Below are 19,220 nucleotides of genomic sequence, written 5' to 3'. Positions count from 1 at the left end.
CTCACTTTGGCAGGCGACCTCGCAATACTACGCTATCAATTTAAATATTCATCACTATCCAAAGCATTAGTCACTTCTTCGTAATCAGGATCATCTTCATCGTAACCCCAACAGTGTTCGCATTGTGGACACTTATAAAAACCAAAATCCTCATTATATTTGATTTCCAGTGAGCCGCACTGGGGACAAAATTTATCCAGCACTTTTTGAGCTTGTGTTTTCATGTTTTAAAATCCTATTGACGCGAAATTGCTATCATCATACCAGCACCTGCACCGCCACATCCTACAGCTAAAACAGCCAGATCGGGCTTGACAAATTTCCCCGCGGCGCACCCAACAAACAAAGCTACGACGACGGTAAGCGGTAAATACTTGGTTTGACGTTCGAGCCGGGAAACACGGTCAGTAATAGAAAGCAAAGATACTTCGATCTCATCATTCTGCCAAGTCAACTGTTTTTTAAGTACAGCTTCTTTGGCTGCGCCGTGCAATGGTTTTCCATTCTTGTCAAGAAATTTCATGTCTACCTCCAAAAAATAACGAAGATTAAAACAATTACAAGTGTCGCCACAAGCGCAACCACCAAATTCAGACAACAACCTATCAAGTACAGACAATTACGCATAATGATTTGTGTGATATATTTTGCATATCGCCTGCCTGGTTTACTAAGGTGATCGGCCCCTGACTGTTCTCGCAGTCGAGGGGCATTTTAGATTTTAGATTAAGCTTTGAAAGCGGCTACTGAGTAGCCTTCTACGATCGCAACCTGCAACACTGCCATCAGTTTGAGTCCTTCATTCGTCTGAATAGCAGCAGATGTGAGGACTTCCGGCATATCCGGGCCACAACCGACTACACCCATTAAGTTTTCACGAAATGAGCCGCCTTCACGCAAACTGTAGGCAATGGTTTCCAGTAATGCCAACTTTTGCTCTAAATTCGCTTCACTAAATTCAGCACCAAAAAGTGCCGAGAGAGTGCTAGATACTGACGGCTCGTCAATTTCACCAATCCGTTCGTAATCAATGCGCGTATCTTCAGTAATCATTTAATAACTCCTAAAAAATGAGCGATCGCACTTGCGAACAAACACGATCGCATCAGCAAGGGATGGAAGCGCCCGTCAGCCCGATCTGCACACCACTAAGGCAGGTGCCGCCATCAAACACTAGAAAGGGATAGGATCATAGTCAGCCTCAGAGTTAAAATTCGTAAAATCTTTTTCGGACTCTGGAGACTTGGGCCTGCTGATTCTTCCACCTCACCACGCTTTAATTCGTCGTGAAAGCGAGCTGCCAAAATAACCGTCAATTTGACAGCCGCTTCGGCGAGCCTAGGGTATTCTTCGAGTTCATATTTGCCGCTCCCGATCATCGCGGACAACAACTGCGTTGCCACAATTTCACCGTGCGGCTGATTACAATCAGGTTCGCGGAAATACTCGCAAATTGCTAATAACTGTTCCGGCGTGAACCCTTTCATTTAGATCGAAACTCCCAAATATTTTTCTTGTAGTCGTATCTAAAGCCACAGGACTTAACCTCATAAAATAACTGGTAAACCCTGATTCGCCCCTTAGTGGGAAAAACTTCTAGCGCCCGGAGAATCTTAACTCGAAGCGCTGGAGTAACCCGTCGCCCGATCGTCACCACGTTGTGTGGCAGTGGCAAATTATTGTCCGGCGATGGCCGACCTTCGCGATCGGGGTCGTCATCCATGAAAGGTTTAAGCCGATAATCGGCTGAGTAAATCAGTCGCAGATAGCGCTTAACTGCGAGTTTTCGGCAATCTAGGTCAGGGTACTCTGGGTCAGCCTCAAAGAAAGAGAAGCATCGAGGAGGCAATGTGGGCATAAAATCACCTCACCAACGACCATTTAGCGGTTTTAATATTCCACCGATAGCCCATCTTCTCAAGGCTGGCATAGAGTACCAGCCGATCGATTCCCTTGCATCCAGGGAGAAGAGTAAGAGCCTGTTCAGACTTACTAAGTTTGATTTTCATGACGTGTGTACAAAGGTAGGGCCTCTGCATACCCATAATCGGCAAAATAATCTTTCCAGTTGCGCTCCTGCATCACTCCTCCTCCATTTATGGGCGGGTACAAGGTAAAAAATTGCACCAGCCAGTAAGGCGAATCGAAGGTCAGAGGGTCTAAGCAACTGTTCCCAAATGTAATCCTGGTCAAAGGTAAGGGCCACGGTCTAGTCCAGGCATAGCAGGTAAAAAAATTTAGACAGCTATTGTTACCTCGTGGGACACAATCCTCTATCCCTATTGGACAAGGCTTTTTATCCATTACCTCAAAATCTAAAATCCAATACCCGAAACCAAAAAGTGTCCGAAATTTCGGACACTTTTTGGTTTCACTGGGATTATTTTCGCTCTGGCCAAGTGGAAAATAAGCCAGAGAAATGCCCGTCTCTCCGGGCTGTCACCCTTTTTTTAGCAACTACTGTGGAATTTTCAGGGTTCACAGTTGGCCGACCTCTATTCGCACCTTCATCAGCCTGCTAGTGGAAGCTTTGGGGATCGAACCCAAGCCAGCGCTTTTGACGCTGAATCTGCAGCACCAGCCAGCCCCCAGAATGCCCGTCTTTCCGGGCTGTCAACCGATGTTATTAGACCACAGTCGGCATCATGGTGGGTTGCCCTTCCCTTCCTGGCATCGAACCAGCGTGTAACTCCCTAGTCGCGACATAGGGATTCTTGCTTTTTAGGGCAATTATGCGGCTGTCAATCAGCAAGCTAGCCCCCGTTGCTGTTCCGGGTGTCACTGGTCTTTCCCATGTCAGCCAGTTGTTGAGAGCTGCTGCACACTCCTTGCTCGTCTGTTGTTTCCGAGCTGTCACCCGTACTCTCCGGGCTGTCACTCCACTTTCTCGCCCTGGCGACTTTCTTACCATTTCCGCTAAGCCAACGGTTAGAGTCCTGCGGGTATCAATGGCTTTCCCGATCGATTAACTGCGGCTTTCGCCCAGGATGCTAAGTTTCGGACCTGGCAGGTGTCGCCAGTGTCATCCCAATCGCCCTCAAAGTGTTCGCCAAAACAAGACATATCTGGCAAGGCTTTGAAGCTGTTTGGACTGATTTTTGTTCGCCGAATAATCTCACAAAGTGTCCGAAATTTCGGACACTTTGACGAAAACTTCGGTGTTTGCGCGGTTTCGCCGACGCCTAAAATCGCTTAAAGTCTAAGAAAAACCAGGTTTAATATGAACTTCAAACGGCGAATCGACTGGCGTAAGTGGCTGGGAGTAGCGGGCTGGATAACGCTTGGTTACTTCATCGGCAGACCCGATCAACTGGAACGGTTGGCACAGAACTTGAACAACCAGATGGCGAGCCAACGGTATATAATTCCCGCGACAATAACAACCACACATCAACCGGTGTTAATCCAGAGGCAGCCAATCATAGTGGCGGCGCCGCAACCCCTCCCCCATGTTCAGACTCAAGGCTGGAGCCAGCTTTCAGATCCAGAAGCACGGTTTTCTGTCCTGGTGCCGGGTGTTTTCGAGAAACGAGGAAACTCTCAAGAGCAAACTTTCTCTCGAACAACGGCAGACGAATTTTATGGGATTACACACCAATTAAGTTTTCCCAATTCCGAACTCATCAACGACAAAGGGAAGCAAGTGGTACTAGAAACTGTTGCCAAGCAGCTTGACCTTCAAGACTTTCGAGTCGTGGGCAGGCGAAGTTTCGGGCTGAATGGAAATCCCGGAGTAGAAATCCATCTGCAGCACAAAGATACAAATGTACCGCCCACGGTAATGAGGCAAATCATTGTTGGAAATCGCCTTTACGCAGTTTGGGCAACGACGCCTTATCCCCAAAATGCTCAAACATTTTTGAGTTCGTTCCGCCCGCACTAGACAGGCACTGGCGGAACAAATAGGTTTCAAGCGAGCCTCCCCGATCAAGACAGTGATCGGGGAGGTTTTTTACTATTTAGTTTTCAATGTTCAGACCAGCCGCTTGTAAAACTTGTTGGTCGCCGTGAATGTTGCTAAATGCTTCGATCAGCTCCTCAATACTGCAGTCGTAAGCTTGGCAATACTTAGGGAGATCGGTCAAAGCAGGGTGTGGCACGACAATACCGCGTTCCCATTTGCTAACAACAGACTCAGTAGTATCTAGCTCTACAGCAATCTGTCTTTGAGTTTTTTTAGCCCGTTTACGAAGCCACACAGGGGTTATGGACGATTTAGAATGAGTCATTGGGAGGCGTGATAGGGGTATCACTATCCTCCCAAGCTTCAGTAATCCCGTCAGCCTCTCAGATCAAGACAACAATCGGGGAGGCTCAACTATTTAGTTTTCAACGTTCAATAGGACTTTTGATCCTTCGTCTCTTTTTCCCAAAAACTTTTCCGGGTCAACAATAAACTCAGTTAAGTGGTCACGGGGAACCCCGGCAAGCTCGCACAATACAATCCATTGAAGACCCGTCAAAGACAACCTCTTCCAGCCATTCGCGCCTTCCTCTTCACGTCTGCGAAAAGTTGCACCCGAAATTTTTTGACCGGATTTATAAGTAATTACGCCAGCTAATTCCTCTGGCGAAAGCCCTAGTTGTTCTCGAATTTCTTTCAAAGGACAGTCCGTTCTTGCTTGACTTTGTGATTCTTTAGCCATAATAGCCGAATGGCTTTGCAAATTGCAAGCATTTTGCAAACAATTTACAAAGCGAGATAAACAACAAAAACGGCAGGCCGGGGATTTGCGGTCTACGGCCTGCCTACACCAACTATAAATTTCCTCTGGCAATCGCCTGTCCCCCTTGTTACATAAGACCTGCGGGCCGTGCATCGGGGCACAGAGAAAACAAAGGAACCCTTTTATACCACGAATTCGCACCTGATGAGTGCGGCTCCTGTCCCCCCTTCTCAAAATGCACCTAGTGCTGATTTTCCTCACATTTTTGCCGCCAACAGAGCCACCCCCTCCGGGAAGCGGCCGCCGAGACTCCCATTTCGTTCAGGAGGTACTGCCCATGTAGAAGCGATATCGAGCTGAGATTTTTCATTTACCTGTAATTGATTCATTGTTGGTTTTCGCGATCGCTAGCTGTACGGTGGGCGATCGCTTCCTCCCCCTCAATACCAAGAATTTACTCAGACAGTGCTCACTAAATTTTCAACCCACCAAAGGAGACGCCTATGAAGCAGTAGCCAGTCAAACAGCCTTATCTCATTCTTCGCTCCGGGCGATCGCCCTCACCCAGCGATCGCCCTTCCCCACTCACCCCAAAACAAAATGCAGACCAACAACGACGTAGCAGACCAAATCATTCAAGAGCGCACATCACTCAAACATCTGAGAGTTTTGCTCAACGGGATGAGCTGGATTCAAAAAATTGCCGTAGCTCAAATCGCCTGCAACCAGATAGCTGCAGCAGAGCCAGTTCAGATAATGAATCTCCGACCAGTTGAAGAAATTTTCGACTATCAGATGCAGGCAGCAGTGCAATTGATGGGGTCATTGCCGCCAGACACTCTTGCAGAGATTGCGATCGAGATATTAGAGGAACCGCGCGATCGTAACGAATAACATCAATCCCCCCAACCCATTACCAATCACCAAGGATGCCCGCCATGACAATGGCAACCACGGAAAGACCAGTACGCCCCGCAGAAATGGGCCGCAAAGAAGCCGAAGAAGTCACGCAACTCATCAAAGACAATTTTGACAGCTTGGGAGCAATGTTGGTACAGGCTCGTGATCGCAAAGCTTACAAAGCACTCGGTTACAGAAGCTTTGAATCCTACTGCCAGACCGAGTTTGGCAAGTCGATCAGCAGTGCCTACCAGCTAATCGAGGATGCCAAAGTTCTCTCGCAATTAGAGGCGAGAATCTCCGAGCATTATGGCGAGGAAGTAACCCTAAAATTCCCAGCTTCACACCTAAAACCTCTCAAAGTGATCGAGAGCATTGACGACAAACTTAAAGCCATAGAATATGCACAGAAACTAGCAGCAGCGGACAACAGGAAGGCAACCAAGAAAGATTTAGAAATCGCAGTCTTTCAAATTGCAGGCAAACGGTCAGAGGATTTCAAAAGCGCGATTCAAAGCCTCGGATTCACCAAAGGAGTACAAGTCGAAGTCAAGCAAACCCTTAAAAACGACAACAGAGGGTTTGTCACGAATGTAGACAAACTAGGTAAAATTCATGTTGAATTTTACTATGGCAACCACAAATCAATTCCCTTCGACGCCACAGAATTAAGAATATTAGAAGCATCCGAAAAACCTGCCAGCCCCGCAAGTGACGACACCCTTAATAAAGGGGATAGGGTCAAAATTTTTGCCAAAGGACTTGAAGGGAAAACCGGAGAGGTGTATATCTGGAAACCCGGCAAGCTAGTAAGTGTAGTGGTGGAAGATGCCACACTGCCAATAGATATTGCCTATGCAGAACTAGAAGCTATTCCCAAAGACAAGAAAAACTCCAACTGGGAAGCTGACTTGAGCTGGGATACGGCAAAACAAACTTATTACTATTTCCAAAAAGAAGACAAAATCTACTCTCGTCAATGGCCCGTCGGCTTAACCCTCACCCCACACTCCCATGAACTCAATCCGATCGAGTTTATGGCAAATTGGGAAGAAAAATCAGCAGGCACCTTACTCGAAACCCTAGCTACACCAGCAAACTTAAAGACGCTGGTGTTGGCAAAGGCGATCGAACTCCCAGAGGAAAAAGGTAAGGAATTTGTCGGGGATTTAATTGATAGCTTGGTGCAATTATTCCCACAAGCTGTCGCAGAATTTTCGAGCATATCAACACAATTAATAGATGAGAATCAGCAACTGCGAGAACAGCTAACAGAAGCCGAAACAGCCATCCAGTCAATGATTGCAGCTTCTACACCCTCAGTCCTGGACTCAGCCCTGGCGTTTATCGAATCAAGCGACTTCTTAGCAGGAAATACCCCTGAAATCGCAAGCCCAGGGGACACCGCAGCGCACACCGATTTCTTAGTAGAAAACATCGCCGAGACTTCAACGCCAGGGGAGAGCGCAGCGCATCCCGATTTCTTAGTAGAAAACACCGCCGAGACTTCAACGCCAGGGGTCTTTGCAGATGACTGGAAATCAATATTGATAGCAAACAATTTCAGTCGTGACTATCACTTCACAGACGACTGCACAGAAGAGTATCGGGGATGGATAATCTACCTCGATCCAAATGGGGGATTCAACTACATTGACTTAAAACATCCTGAAAAAGGTGCTTTCTGTTGTGACAAGCACTGGGTAAGTGAGAACACAAAATTAGAAAGCGAAGACGAAATTATTCAGTGGACAAAGGGAGTTATTAACCAAATTGAAGATTTTTGCCCAGGGCAATTATCTCTCAACCTTCAGAGTGACCCAATAATATCTGAGATATCGGAAACAGATAAAGAGATCATCGCAGCAAAAAGAGAAAGGATTCTCCAGACCATCAATGAAGAACACGGAAAATTACTCACCACAAAGGATGAAAAAAAATCAAAAAAAATAAAAAACTCCCTCAAAAACCTATCAGAGCAGTTAGAAGATTTAAAAAAATTTGAAGCCTTCAAAAGTGGCGACACAGTAACTAAAACCAAATTTCCAGACAAACGAGGCACGCTCCTCAGAATGGAACTCACACAAACGGGAATGCCCTTTGCTTGGGTCACTTGGTTGAATGAATACGGCGAATTTCAACTAGAAGAGCAGCACCCTCTGGGAGTGCTCACGAACCTTAGCAATCAAGAGAACTAACTATGCAACGAGGTAGACCTTTCTCAAGTAATTGGCTATCCACTTCTGACGCTGCTAATGAGTTGGGAGTAAGTCGAGGTCATTTGTTGAATTTGAAGGCAGATGGAACATTCAAACGTGGCAAGCATTTTAGAGATGTTCGCCGCACAAATTCGATGCGAGCAACCTACAAGTGGAATCTGCCAGCCCTCCAAAAAATCTTGGATAAGGGGCCAGAAGTTCGCTAGCCATGCAAAATCTGACCGCCAGCGAATCACTTCTCACCCTTCCCCCCGACTGGATTTTAGAGCCAGTTGTGGAGAAGAGACCCATACGAAAAAACTGGACAAAGACCGATTTAGATCGCCTCGAATGTCTCGCACAATTAGAGAGCGGTAAAGCGACAGGATTAGGGTTGAAGTTAGGCAAGGGGTTACTTGCGCTCGATTTTGACGGCCCATCCGCTGCCAAGTTGCTTGAAAAGTTAGCCGGGGAAAATGACCTCTCTGACTTCACCAAAACAACGGCATGGACAAGCGGCCGCCCTGGTAGAAAGCAGTGCCTTTTCTTAGTACCAGAATCCGAATGGCATCGCATCAAAACTCGTAAAATTCTCACCGGAGTGACAGGAGATGACGGCAAAGAAGAGTGTTTAGAGTTCCGGTGGATTGGTACTCAGAGTGTTTTGCCGCCCTCGCTGCACCCCAGCGGAAAACCCTACATTTGGCTCAACAACCCGCTACAAAGCCCCCCGTTACCAGCACCGGAATGGCTGATAAATCTCTGTGAAAATTGGCATAGCGAGTATACTGGTGTTGAAAAAATAGATTTGGTGCGCTTCCCGGTGCGGTTGTTCAAGCACTTCGGCGGTTTAATGCGGGTGTGGCTGCTGGCGCGCCGCTTCGATATCTCGCGCGAAAAGCACCGCGGCCATTCCAAGGGATGTGGCGTAGGAAAATTTTCCCTAAAGGCAGCGGCCATAATTTTAAATCTCAAGGCCGTTACCGTCAGAGTATTGTTGCGTGAGGCCAAAAAAGCCGGGTTGATCCGCAATTACAAACTGCGGGGCGACTGGGTTAAAGACATTTATTATTCCAGCCTCGAAAAAGTGATCGCTCTTACCGACCTAAAGAAACTCGGCCCGGTCGCTGCTATCGAGATTGACGATTTAGCTAACCTCCACATCATCGCTACAGAAGTGGAGACACAGCATTTGCAACGTGCGGCTTATTACCGGCAACGGCAAGAAGAGCTGCTGCAAATAAAAGCTGACGGTTTAGACCCTCAGCAACCGACGCAGCTAATTGCGCCGACAACTCTGCTTCACACCTGCGAAAGACCGGCACGGGTAATTTGGCAGAGCGATCGGTTCACTTATGTTAAGTCGAATTTCCGCCCCTACGGCGGAAGTCAAAAGGCGATCGCAGAGGCGAGGGGAATTTCTACCTCGACAGCGAGCCGCCACCTTTCAAACAGGGACAGGTTGGCGGCCTCTCCAGTGCGAGGTTTTCGCAAGGAGTTGTCGCCCCTGGTTAAAACGCAAGTGATGGAACATCTGCCGCTCCTTAAAAATATGCCCGCGAAACTCTGCACAGAAGAGGGCTTAGTTTCGATGTTTGGGGAGTGGTGGAAGCCTCACTGCAATATCTACCTCATAAATCACCGTCTCGTGTCTGCAAGGCGGCGAAGGGGTCGCATTCAGGCTGTAATTGATAAGGGTAGCTTATTGTCTGAAAACACCGAGGCCAAAATTTTAGACAATAAGTTTCTTTTATCAGACGCTTCTTTTCTCAAGAAAGAAGGCGAGCCGGAGCGGGGAAAACGTCCAGCGAAAAAACCGGGACAAGGAACACCAAAAATGATCATGGCTCAGCAATAAGGGTTTTAAAGGTTCTAGACCGTCCTTTTTTACAAGGGGACAGACTATCTACCCCAATACCTCCATTGTTGGCTGTTGGCTCCTAAATTAAACCAAAGGTGTCTCATCTAACTGTTCGCTCAGGAAAAGGAAATACTATTGTTTCGATAAAGCTTGAGCAGTTATAAGCATTAGGCTGGAAAGGACGGTAAAAACAGATATTAGGGAGAGAGAAGGGAAATGACGCGAGAGGAAGCAATGCGACGAATTGAGCGGGTCGCCGATGAAAAATTGATAAAACTGGATCTGTCGGGGTTGAAGCTGGAAGAAGTGCCATCGGAAGTTGTCAAGCTTACGCATCTGACAAAGCTTGACTTCCGTAACAATCAGATTACCTCCATTCCAATGGCACTCGGACAACTGTCCAATCTGGTAGGGCTTGACTTCAGTGAGAATCAGATTAACTCCATCCCAGACATGATAAGACAATTGTCCAATCTTGAATGGCTTAAACTTAGCAACAATCAAATTACCTCCATTCCAGAAGCGATCGGACAACTGTTCAATCTGACAACGCTTAACCTCAATAATAATGAGATTACCTTCATCCCAGATGTACTCGGACAACTGTCGAAGCTCAGATGGCTTATCCTCAGTAATAATAAGATTTCCTCTATCCCTGAAACGATCGGACAACTGTTTAATCTGACAACGCTTAACCTCAGTAATAATGAGATTACCTCCATCCCAGAGGTGATCGGGCAACTGTTTGATCTGAGAGAGCTTAATTTTAAGAACAATCAAATTGCCTCCATCCCAGAAGTGCTGGGGCAACTGTCCAATCTGAGAGAGCTTTACTTTCACGGCAATCAGATTACCTGTATCCCAGACGCGATCGGACAACTATCCGATCTAAAAAGCCTTGGTCTCAATGACAATCAGATTACCTTTATCCCAGACGCGATCGGACAACTGTCCAATCTGAAAAGCCTTGGTCTCAATGACAATCAGATTACCTCTATCCCAGACGAGATCGGACAACTGTCCAATCTGACAGAACTTGGCTTTAGTAACAATCAGATCATCTCCATTCCAGAGGCGCTTGGGCAATTGTCGAATCTGGAATGGCTTTATCTTCGTAACAATGAGATTACCTCCATCCCAGAAACTATCAAACAATTGCCAAAACTGAGAATCATTGAAGGTTCTGACTAAAGATTAAAACACGTGCATCGAAAAGTGTCCGAAATTTCGGACACTTTTCGGCTATTTATTGCGAGCAAGCAATAAATCATATGCGCGCTGTTGTTCGCGCTCATTGAGTGCCAAATGATATGTCTGTGTATGAGTAGCCAGAGAATGTCCCATCTGTTTTGCAGCCAGTGACGTATCTAGTCCGAAAGAAATCGCCCGAATTGCCCAAGCGTGGCGCAAATCGTAAGCGCAAAAGTCGGCAGGAGATCGAGCAAAAAAGTTGCAGACGCGATTACCAAAGTCGGCATGATATTTACCGGTGACGGGCGGCCTTTTGATATTCTGCAAATCCCATCGCTCAGCCCATTCCGGTCGCAGCGGCCAACACTGCCGATAACCGGTTTTGCCTTCGAGTATCTGGGCGATCGGAAACTTCGACATATCCAAGAAAAATGCTTCATGATCGCGTAAACCGTAGGCGGCAATTACGCCATAAATCCACTGCCACTGAGGATTATTAATCTTGTCAAAACACGCTGCAATAACGTCATCCGATGGTAAATTGCGGGGCTGTACCTTTGTTGGGGAGTATGAGCCAAGCAAATCACTCACATCAAAATCAATCCCCGCAAACTGAGCAAGCTGGCGAAAAGCTAAGCAAAAGCGGCGCCGCTGCCGGGTGTTGGGTTTTGTTCTCGAGATCGCACTTAAAAATATCTCTGGGGCGATCGGCTCATCGGCAGGCAACTGATTAAAAGGCCGCAGATAATCTGTTTTCCAAGTAGTCGGACAGACTACAGGGCGCTTGCTTTGCTCAAATTTCACCAACCAATCGGAGATCGTCTCCGATCGATTAGCCCCACCGCCGTAATCGGCCCAATCAAACTGTCTGGCATCCCGGAGGTATCCCACCTTGCGAGCTTCTTTCTCGGCTAGCGATATTCCGGCGATATTCGCGTGAATACCTAGCGCTATTTGCTGTTGGCTCGGCGATAATTTCCCCGAACCGGGGCGCGGGGGGAGCACAGCCCGAAGATAAAGGCGATCGCCCCGCTGCAAAATTGTCACCCCAGTTTTAGCCGCTTTAAGCCTGCCGTTTGCCTGGTTGATTTTCGGGTTATTTGGCACTGTCTTAATTTTGCACTACTTTCTCAATCTAATTATGTGCGATTACATGCGATTTACAATCGGTAACAGTCGCCAAATTCTTAACCTGTAAGCGTTTTAGGCTATTTAAAAACACGACTTAAAAAGGCGGCACCCAGATTTGAACTGGGGGTGGAGGTTTTGCAGACCTCTGCCTTACCACTTGGCTATGCCGCCGTCACGTCTGAAATTTGACGTTTTCTTATATTACACCAAATCTCGAAAATTTTAACATACCTGTCAAAAATTTCGTGAAGCGCAGCTATCCCGTAGGGAATCGCCCTTTTTTCCCACACCTCCAAAACCCATCCGAGGCTATTCTAGAACTACATCGATCGCCCGCAACACCAGCCATGACACCAGTTTCTCCCCTACTCGTCGCCCAAATCACCGACACTCACTTGTTTGCACAGATCGATCGAGAATGGAAAGGCCTCTCAACAACCCGCACCCTCCAAGCAGTTCTCGATCGCTTGCAACAGATACAGCCGCCACCCGACTTACTCCTACTCACAGGCGACTTGTCCCAAGACGAAACACCCGAATCCTACCAGCGCCTCGTCTCCCTCATCGCCCCCCTCGGAATTCCCGCCTACTGGATACCTGGGAACCACGACAACATCCCAGTGATGGCAGAAATCTTAAATCAGTCGCCTCTTTCCCCAGAAAAATCATGGATGCTAGGAAACTGGCAATTTCTATTACTTTCGAGTGTGGAAGCGGGATGCGACGGCGGGCGGCTTTCCCCAGAAAGCTTGCACTGGCTGGACTCTCAACTGCAACAAACGGGCGATCGACCTGTTATCATTGCCTTGCACCATCATCCGCTGCCGATCGACTCTGAAATAATGGATGGAATGATGCTGCACAATGCCGATGAATTTTTAGCAATTGTCGATCGATACCCTCAAATCAAAATAGTCCTCTGCGGCCACATTCACCAAGAATTTCAACAACAGCGGGGTTCAGTTACCTACTTGGGGACACCCAGCACCTGCATCCAACTTTTACCCAAAAGCCATCCGATTATCCTTGACGAAATCCCGCCCGGATTTAGATTGCTTCAATTGGCGATCGACGGTACTTGGAACACAAAAATTGAGCGAGTTATCGCACCATCGCGACCAAATTAATTTTTAGTCTCTGCATAAAATAATTATTATCAAATTCATTTTCTGTTGTCAATACATCAACAGATAGATTGTCTTGAGCAGCCCCATCTATTATGATATTTATAGACCATAGATTGCAGGCATAGCTAGAGCGCTCGGCAACCAAAAAAAATATATCTAGCAACATTACAAAACAGGAAAAACTAAATATATGTCTGAAGTCAATGGCGTGATGATGCAGTATTTCCACTGGTACAATCCCGCTGACGGGAACCTGTGGAATCAGCTAGCGGAATCGGCAAAAGATTTAGCCAAAATAGGCGTTACATCCCTTTGGTTGCCACCCGCCTATAAAGGAACAGACGGCGCTCAGGAGGTAGGTTACAGCGTCTACGACTTATTCGATTTAGGCGAATTCGACCAAAAAGGGTCGGTACGCACGAAATACGGGACAAAAGATGAGTATTTGCGCGCCATTAAAGCTGCACAAGATGCAGGAATTCGGATTTATGCCGATGTTGTCTTCAACCACAAATTAGGTGCCGATGCAGAAGAAGAAGTCGAAGCTACACCCTTCCATCCCGAAGACCGCAATGCCCCAGTAGGCGAATATCAAAAAATCAAAGCTTGGACGCATTTTACCTTCCCCGGCCGCGACAAAAAATATTCCAGCATGGAGTGGCATTGGTGGCATTTTGACGCTATTGATTACAACACTTACAACACAGATGCCTATGCCGTTTACCTGCTAAAAGGCAAAGAATTCGATCGAGGAGTAGACTTAGAAAAAGGCAACTTTGACTACCTGATGGGTTGCGATTTAGATATGGACAACCCAGAAGTCACCGGCGAATTAAAATACTGGGGTGAGTGGTATGTCGATACAACAAACGTTGACGGCTTTCGCTTCGATGCCGCCAAACACGTATCAGCAGAATTTTTCCAAGAATGGCTGGAACACGTCCGCCACTATGCCCAACGCGACCTATTTGCCGTCGGCGAATATTGGTCTTACGAAGTGGAAGCTTTGCACTACTTCATCGAAGCAACGAACGGTAAAGTAGCCTTATTTGACGTACCCCTCCACTACAACTTCCAGGCTGCGAGCAAAGCCGGCAATAGCTACGACTTACGAACAATTTTTGATAATACTCTCGTCCAACAGCAACCCGCCCTCGCCGTTACCTTCGTTGACAACCATGATTCCCAACCCTTACAATCCCTAGAATCAGTTGTCGAGGCTGGGTTTAAACCCCTTGCCTACGCTTTAATTCTGCTGCGGCGCGAAGGATATCCGTGCATTTTTTACCCGGATTATTACGGCGCTAACTATAAGGATAAAGCAAATGATGGCAATGAATACGAGATTTGGTTAGACCAACATCAGTTTATGGTAGATAAATTCTTGTTAGCGCGCCAAACTTATTCCTACGGCAATCAGTACGATTATTTCGACCACGCCAATACCCTTGGCTGGACGCGACTCGGAGATGAAGAACATCCGGGCGGCATGGCTGTGGTACTGAGTAACGGAGGCGATGGCACCAAGTTTATGGAAGTCGGACAGCCGAATCGAACTTATATTGACATCACCGAACACATCCAAGAACCAATCACAACTAATGATGATGGTTGGGCTGATTTTAGGTGTAACGCCGGTTCAGTCTCTGTCTGGGTTCCGCAGCCGTAAGGACTGTGTTAACAGCAAAAAGTAAAAAGCAAGATATCTTTTTACTTTTTGCTTTCATCTTTTGGATAACTAAAATCTATCTATAGTTAGGACTAAAGCTCTCTCTCTAGTCCTATTTTTATGCTAGGCGATCGTGTATTATAATGTGATTTTACATAAAAAATAATTGTCAGTAACTCAGGGCTAAAGCCACTGAGCTTGTAAGAGAGATCGAGCAAGCTGTACTGACCCGCCTAAGTCTTAGCTGACTACGTTATTTAGGTCATAACACCGGTGAATGCGACGCTAGTTTTCCGCTCTGTTGTTTACAGTTAAACAGTTTTAAAGTCCCTGAAACAGTGCTGTAAGCGTGACAAGCCTTTATAACATTGGCAAAGCGAACATTACCCCGAAAGGGAGATTGAGGCAGCCATACCTCTACCGGAGAGGCAACCCGCCCTCTCCAACCCCGAAAGGGGATTCAAGGCGATTGAAATCGCCGGGTCGTTTTCCTCTCAGGACTAAAGTCTCTGAGTTTCCCACTTACCGAACTTTTTTTATGAAACTTTCACAAAAAGTTGCCGTTATTACTGGCGGAGGATCGGGAATTGGTCGTGCAGCAGCAATTTTAATGGCTAAGGAAGGCGCAAAAGTTGCTGTTATCAATCGCACTTTAGAAACCGGCCAAGAAACCGTCCGCCAGTTGGTCGATGAAGGAGGTGGCGGGCTAGCTATTGCAGCAGATGTGGCCGATTCTATGCAAATGCAACAGGCATTTCAAACCGTTTTTGATGAATATCAAAGAATTGATATTGTGTTGGCAAATGCAGGTATTAACGGTGTATGGTCGCCGATAGAAGAGATAGAACCTGAAGAGTGGGACAAGACAATTAATACCAACCTCAGAGGAACATTTTTGACTGTTAAGTATGCTGTTCCTTATCTGAAAAAACAAGGAGGTTCCATAGTCATTACATCGTCGATTAATGGCACCAGAAGTTTCAAGAAAGTTGGCGCCACAGCTTACGCTTCCAGCAAAGCGGCCCAAGTAGCTTTAGCGAAAATGCTGGCGCTAGAACTTGCTCCCAGCCAAATCAGAGTCAATGTTATATGTCCGGGCGCGGTGGAGACTTCCATTGACGAAAGCACAGTTAAGCGCCATCTTGATGACATTCCACTCGAGCCTGATTCCCTTCAAGACCTGATTCCTTTGACGGATAATACCCCCGGTTCTAGCGAACAAATCGCCCAATTAGTTTTATTTTTAGTATCCGATGCGTCCAGCTTTATCACAGGCACTGAAGTGTGGATTGATGGTGGCGGTTCTTTAATTTAAAATTAGATATGAGCTCTCAACAAATTTATGGCGTAAATGCCATTTATTTAATAAATATTCCCAAGTCTCCATTGTTTGACAGCACTTTGCAATGTCTGCGGCAGCCAGTTATCGTACTGAGGATAAACAGGCAAACGCTTTACGAGTTGCCATCCCGATGCTGCTAAAATTTCGGTTAAAGTTTGGTGTTGCAGGTGAGGATAATCGGGATTAACTTCATCCCGGGGCCCAATTCCTCCTAAATCTCTAGCACCTGCTTCTAAACAAGCCAGCAATATCTCTGGCTGTGCAACTAAATTGGGGGGAATTTGCAGCCTGATTTCAGATGGTAAAATGCTGCGGGCGATCGCAATTACTTCAGGCATTTTTGTAGCCTCAAAAACTTCACCGTCCCAACTTTGCTGATTTCCCGGACTGTGTGGCTGGAGGATAACTTCTTGAATGTGATTGTAACGCGAATGAATGCGGGCGATCGCCTCCAGCGTCTCAATCCAATCTGCCTCACTTTCCCCAATTCCCAGCAGCAAACCAGTTGTAAACGGAATCTTTAATTCCCCAGCCCATTCTAACTGTTGCAGCCGCAGCGCGGGCACTTTACTCGGTGCGTGCCTGTGAACAGTTTGTAACAAATGTGGGGTAAGCTGTTCTAGCATCAGCCCCATCGATACATTTACCTCTTTTAACAGTGCCATCTCCTCAAAGCTGAGTGGCCCCACATTAGTATGCGGCAAAAATCCCAAAGCAAGTGCCAGTTCGCACAAATCGTAAATCCGCTGCAACCAAGCTTTTCGCCGTTGACTGTGAGGATGTACCTCGCCGCTGAGGATGAGAATTTCAATTACACCTTGAGTTTGCAGCAGCAAAAGCTGTTTTTCGGCTTCTGCGAGTGTCAGCCAAGGACTTTGCAGCGGTTCTGCCCGAAAATTGCAATAGGTGCAGCGGTTAAAACACTCGTAAGTGGGAACCAGAGTATAAGCAGGGCTGTAGGTGACGTTGCGGGACATTCCTTGGGACTTTTATCGATCGGACTTGTGCAACAACATATATCTGTGCAGTGCGAGTTTTGCGGTTGGCGATCGCAACCCTTCATCTATCTTAACACTGACGCAAGCCCGGAATCTCGTTGTCCAGGTAGATTATGAGTATTCTGCATTTGTGGGCGATCGTCCCCAAATTCCCCATTCTGCTTTTCAACTCCTTATACAGCAAGCCTTATGGCTTTTTAAAAGCATATTTTATGACACCTATAAGAAAAACTGTGCTTAAAAGGCCTTTACAAACTGAAATAAAAGCTTTATGTTTATTTACATGGCGGAACACAAAGCCGTCACGAACATTGAAAACCAAATAAAGCAATCATAAACAAATGACAACAACCTTACAGCAGCGCGAAAGCGCCAATGTCTGGGAACGCTTTTGTGAGTGGGTCACAAGCACCGACAACCGCATTTATGTAGGTTGGTTCGGAGTCTTGATGATTCCTACCTTGCTCAGCGCCACCATCTGCTACATCATCGCCTTCATCGCTGCCCCTCCAGTGGACATCGACGGCATCCGCGAACCAGTAGCAGGTTCCTTGATGTACGGTAACAACATCATCACAGGTGCTGTTGTTCCTTCATCTAACGCGATCGGTCTTCACTTCTACCCAATCTGGGAAGCAGCTTCCCTCGATGAGTGGTTGTACAACGGCGGCCCTTACCAATTGGTAATTTTCCACTTCCTGATCGGTGTATTTTGCTACATGGGTCGTGAATGGGAATTGTCCTACCGCTTAGGTATGCGTCCTTGGATCTGCGTCGCTTACTCTGCACCAGTTGCAGCAGCAACCGCAGTATTCTTGATCTACCCAATCGGACAAGGCAGCTTTTCTGACGGTATGCCCTTGGGTATCTCCGGTACATTTAACTTCATGATCGTGTTCCAAGCCGAGCACAACATCCTGATGCACCCCTTCCACATGTTGGGAGTTGCTGGTGTCTTCGGTGGTAGCTTGTTCTCCGCCATGCACGGAAGCTTGGTAACATCTTCCTTGGTTCGTGAAACAACCGAAACCGAATCACAAAACTACGGTTACAAATTCGGTCAAGAAGAAGAAACCTACAACATCGTTGCAGCCCACGGCTACTTCGGTCGTTTGATTTTCCAATACGCTTCTTTCAACAACAGCCGTTCTTTGCACTTCTTGTTAGGTGCATGGCCAGTAGTAGGCATCTGGTTTACCGCTTTGGGTATTTCCACGATGGCGTTTAACTTGAACGGTTTCAACTTCAACCAATCGATTATCGACTCGCAAGGTCGTGTTATCAATACTTGGGCTGATGTCATCAACCGCGCTAACTTGGGTATGGAAGTAATGCACGAGCGCAATGCTCACAACTTCCCTCTCGACTTGGCTGCTAGTGAAGTCACTCCAGTAGCAATGGTTGCTCCTTCTATCAATGGCTAAGTTTTAGTCTGAGATTACAAAAAGCGCTCCTAGAAATAGGGGCGCTTTTTGTTTGGGAAAAAAGATTTTTACTGCGGGGATGGGAAGTATCGCAGCAGCTAAGGCAGTTAGGACGCTTGACCTAAGACATCTTCAATTACCAGAACGTAAACAATCAAACTGTTGCAGTTGTTGGCGGGTTCGACTCTTTAACCAAGACTCTTCTTGGCTCAATCTTGTTTAGGTAGAGGAGAATAGGGTGGTAAGTACACTAATGTTTCAAAAAAAATTTTGTTCAATAAATAACCATCAATATCTGTGCGATCGAGCTTTTTAATTTTTCCATCCCTGAAGTGCTACGAAGCTACTGCAAAATCTGTGTACTGCCGCATCCCAGGCTCGTGAAATGCCACAACAATATCTTCCTTGAGAACTCCAGCACGCACCAAATCCGTTGCAATCCCATCTTCTGTCCAGTCTTCCTCAATCCAGAATTTGCGATCGCGAAGGCGAACGTAGACAGTCATCCCAGTAAGGCGATCGCCCTTTTGCCAGCCAAGATTCATCCAGATGTAATGACCCTTTTGTTCCTCGGTAATCAAGAATGTCTCGATGTCTGGTTGAGGATGGCGGCACAATTCTATATACTCGGTCAAAATACGTTTGATTAATTGGGGATACTCGATTAGTTTATCCATTGTACTATTTCCTATACTTACGCAGCAAAACTATT

Annotated in this window: 25 protein-coding genes and 1 tRNA gene; 12 read left to right on the top strand and 14 right to left on the bottom strand. The window is 46.7% G+C overall.

All coding sequences use genetic code 11. From position 1 onward, the window contains the following. Positions 1–35: 35 nt before the first annotated feature. The 7 genes from QUB06_RS04930 to QUB06_RS04900 all read right to left on the bottom strand — a co-directional run bounded on the left by QUB06_RS04930 (position 36) and on the right by QUB06_RS04900 (position 2,857). Entirely contained in the window at positions 36–224 is a 189-nt protein-coding gene (locus tag QUB06_RS04930; protein ID WP_333434353.1) for a hypothetical protein, read from the bottom strand. Between the two features lie 11 nt (positions 225–235). Further along, positions 236–523 (bottom strand): hypothetical protein, encoded by a 288-nt coding sequence (locus QUB06_RS04925; protein WP_333434352.1) that lies wholly within the window; start codon positions 521–523, stop codon positions 236–238. A gap of 203 nt (positions 524–726) precedes the next feature. Continuing rightward, positions 727–1,053 (bottom strand): hypothetical protein, encoded by a 327-nt coding sequence (locus QUB06_RS04920; protein ID WP_333434351.1) that lies wholly within the window; start codon positions 1,051–1,053, stop codon positions 727–729. Between the two features lie 113 nt (positions 1,054–1,166). Then, positions 1,167–1,487 carry a hypothetical protein gene (locus tag QUB06_RS04915; protein WP_333434350.1) on the bottom strand — a complete coding sequence of 107 codons (321 nt, stop codon included), beginning with the start codon at positions 1,485–1,487 and terminating at the stop codon, positions 1,167–1,169. Beyond that, positions 1,484–1,858, bottom strand: coding sequence for a hypothetical protein (locus tag QUB06_RS04910; RefSeq protein WP_333434349.1), 375 nt, complete (start codon positions 1,856–1,858; stop codon positions 1,484–1,486). Before QUB06_RS04910 ends, QUB06_RS04915 begins: the two co-directional genes overlap by 4 nt. 4 nt (positions 1,859–1,862) lie before the next feature. Next, positions 1,863–2,009 carry a hypothetical protein gene (locus QUB06_RS04905; protein WP_333434348.1) on the bottom strand — a complete coding sequence of 49 codons (147 nt, stop codon included), beginning with the start codon at positions 2,007–2,009 and terminating at the stop codon, positions 1,863–1,865. A 617-nt stretch (positions 2,010–2,626) separates the two neighbouring features. Beyond that, positions 2,627–2,857, bottom strand: coding sequence for a hypothetical protein (locus QUB06_RS04900; RefSeq protein WP_333434347.1), 231 nt, complete (start codon positions 2,855–2,857; stop codon positions 2,627–2,629). A gap of 363 nt (positions 2,858–3,220) precedes the next feature. On the opposite strand from QUB06_RS04900, the gene QUB06_RS04895 reads away from it, so the two are divergent. After that, positions 3,221–3,883, top strand: a complete 663-nt coding sequence (locus QUB06_RS04895; protein WP_333434346.1) for a hypothetical protein — start codon at positions 3,221–3,223, stop codon at positions 3,881–3,883. A gap of 76 nt (positions 3,884–3,959) precedes the next feature. Here QUB06_RS04895 and QUB06_RS04890 read toward each other — a convergent pair whose 3' ends face one another. The 3 genes from QUB06_RS04890 to QUB06_RS04880 form a co-directional block, all read right to left on the bottom strand. Continuing rightward, the gene (locus QUB06_RS04890; RefSeq protein ID WP_333434345.1) at positions 3,960–4,199 is read right to left on the bottom strand and encodes a helix-turn-helix transcriptional regulator; all 240 of its coding nucleotides are present in this window, start codon (positions 4,197–4,199) and stop codon (positions 3,960–3,962) included. 123 nt (positions 4,200–4,322) lie between these two features. Next, entirely contained in the window at positions 4,323–4,646 is a 324-nt protein-coding gene (locus tag QUB06_RS04885) for a hypothetical protein (protein WP_333434344.1), read from the bottom strand. Between the two features lie 278 nt (positions 4,647–4,924). Then, complete coding sequence (locus tag QUB06_RS04880; protein WP_333434343.1) at positions 4,925–5,056, bottom strand: hypothetical protein; 132 nt, start codon at positions 5,054–5,056, stop codon at positions 4,925–4,927. A gap of 2 nt (positions 5,057–5,058) precedes the next feature. Here QUB06_RS04880 and QUB06_RS04875 point away from each other — a divergent pair, with 2 nt between their 5' ends. The 6 genes from QUB06_RS04875 to QUB06_RS04850 all read left to right on the top strand — a co-directional run bounded on the left by QUB06_RS04875 (position 5,059) and on the right by QUB06_RS04850 (position 10,817). Then, a complete protein-coding gene (locus QUB06_RS04875; protein ID WP_333434342.1) occupies positions 5,059–5,289 on the top strand; it encodes a hypothetical protein in 231 nt (76 codons plus the stop codon). Continuing rightward, positions 5,268–5,561, top strand: a complete 294-nt coding sequence (locus tag QUB06_RS04870) for a hypothetical protein (RefSeq protein ID WP_333434341.1) — start codon at positions 5,268–5,270, stop codon at positions 5,559–5,561. The genes QUB06_RS04875 and QUB06_RS04870 overlap by 22 nt, the downstream gene beginning before the upstream one ends. A gap of 44 nt (positions 5,562–5,605) precedes the next feature. After that, positions 5,606–7,765, top strand: coding sequence for a hypothetical protein (locus QUB06_RS04865; RefSeq protein WP_333434340.1), 2,160 nt, complete (start codon positions 5,606–5,608; stop codon positions 7,763–7,765). 2 nt (positions 7,766–7,767) lie between these two features. After that, complete coding sequence (locus QUB06_RS04860) at positions 7,768–7,992, top strand: hypothetical protein (RefSeq protein ID WP_333434339.1); 225 nt, start codon at positions 7,768–7,770, stop codon at positions 7,990–7,992. Positions 7,993–7,994: 2 nt separating this feature from the next. Further along, the gene (locus QUB06_RS04855; protein ID WP_333434338.1) at positions 7,995–9,623 is read left to right on the top strand and encodes a bifunctional DNA primase/polymerase; all 1,629 of its coding nucleotides are present in this window, start codon (positions 7,995–7,997) and stop codon (positions 9,621–9,623) included. Between the two features lie 219 nt (positions 9,624–9,842). Next, entirely contained in the window at positions 9,843–10,817 is a 975-nt protein-coding gene (locus QUB06_RS04850; RefSeq protein ID WP_333434337.1) for a leucine-rich repeat protein, read from the top strand. 51 nt (positions 10,818–10,868) lie between these two features. Here QUB06_RS04850 and QUB06_RS04845 read toward each other — a convergent pair whose 3' ends face one another. Next, on the bottom strand, positions 10,869–11,924 hold the full coding sequence (locus QUB06_RS04845) for a site-specific recombinase (protein WP_333434336.1): 1,056 nt from the start codon (positions 11,922–11,924) through the stop codon (positions 10,869–10,871). 124 nt (positions 11,925–12,048) lie between these two features. Further along, positions 12,049–12,119: transfer RNA gene (locus QUB06_RS04840), tRNA-Cys, on the bottom strand. Between the two features lie 14 nt (positions 12,120–12,133). On the opposite strand from QUB06_RS04840, the gene cpdA reads away from it, so the two are divergent. The 3 genes from cpdA (at position 12,134) to QUB06_RS04825 (ending at position 16,059) form a co-directional block, all read left to right on the top strand. Next, positions 12,134–13,075 (top strand): 3',5'-cyclic-AMP phosphodiesterase, encoded by a 942-nt coding sequence (gene cpdA, locus QUB06_RS04835; protein ID WP_333434335.1) that lies wholly within the window; start codon positions 12,134–12,136, stop codon positions 13,073–13,075. A gap of 190 nt (positions 13,076–13,265) precedes the next feature. Further along, positions 13,266–14,744: an alpha-amylase gene (locus QUB06_RS04830; protein ID WP_333434334.1), complete on the top strand. Its 1,479-nt coding sequence runs from the start codon at positions 13,266–13,268 to the stop codon at positions 14,742–14,744. 538 nt (positions 14,745–15,282) lie between these two features. Continuing rightward, the gene (locus tag QUB06_RS04825; RefSeq protein ID WP_333434333.1) at positions 15,283–16,059 is read left to right on the top strand and encodes an SDR family NAD(P)-dependent oxidoreductase; all 777 of its coding nucleotides are present in this window, start codon (positions 15,283–15,285) and stop codon (positions 16,057–16,059) included. Positions 16,060–16,106: 47 nt separating this feature from the next. Here the strand turns inward: QUB06_RS04825 and cofG are convergent, their stop codons facing one another. Beyond that, on the bottom strand, positions 16,107–17,063 hold the full coding sequence (gene cofG, locus QUB06_RS04820; protein WP_333434332.1) for a 7,8-didemethyl-8-hydroxy-5-deazariboflavin synthase subunit CofG: 957 nt from the start codon (positions 17,061–17,063) through the stop codon (positions 16,107–16,109). Here cofG and QUB06_RS04815 point away from each other — a divergent pair. Together QUB06_RS04815 and psbA are read left to right on the top strand one after the other, a co-directional pair. Further along, positions 17,047–17,325, top strand: coding sequence for a hypothetical protein (locus QUB06_RS04815; protein WP_333434331.1), 279 nt, complete (start codon positions 17,047–17,049; stop codon positions 17,323–17,325). The genes cofG and QUB06_RS04815 overlap by 17 nt on opposite strands. 100 nt (positions 17,326–17,425) lie before the next feature. Continuing rightward, positions 17,426–18,508, top strand: a complete 1,083-nt coding sequence (gene psbA / locus QUB06_RS04810) for a photosystem II q(b) protein (RefSeq protein WP_333148960.1) — start codon at positions 17,426–17,428, stop codon at positions 18,506–18,508. A gap of 335 nt (positions 18,509–18,843) precedes the next feature. Here the strand turns inward: psbA and QUB06_RS04805 are convergent, their stop codons facing one another. Further along, a complete protein-coding gene (locus QUB06_RS04805; protein ID WP_333434330.1) occupies positions 18,844–19,185 on the bottom strand; it encodes a XisI protein in 342 nt (113 codons plus the stop codon). Positions 19,186–19,220: the final 35 nt, after the last annotated feature.

Origin of the sequence: Microcoleus sp. D2_18a_D3 (genome assembly GCF_036702455.1) — a bacterium.
GTDB lineage: Bacteria > Cyanobacteriota > Cyanobacteriia > Cyanobacteriales > Microcoleaceae > Microcoleus.
This window is presented reverse-complemented; position numbering and strand designations above follow the sequence as displayed.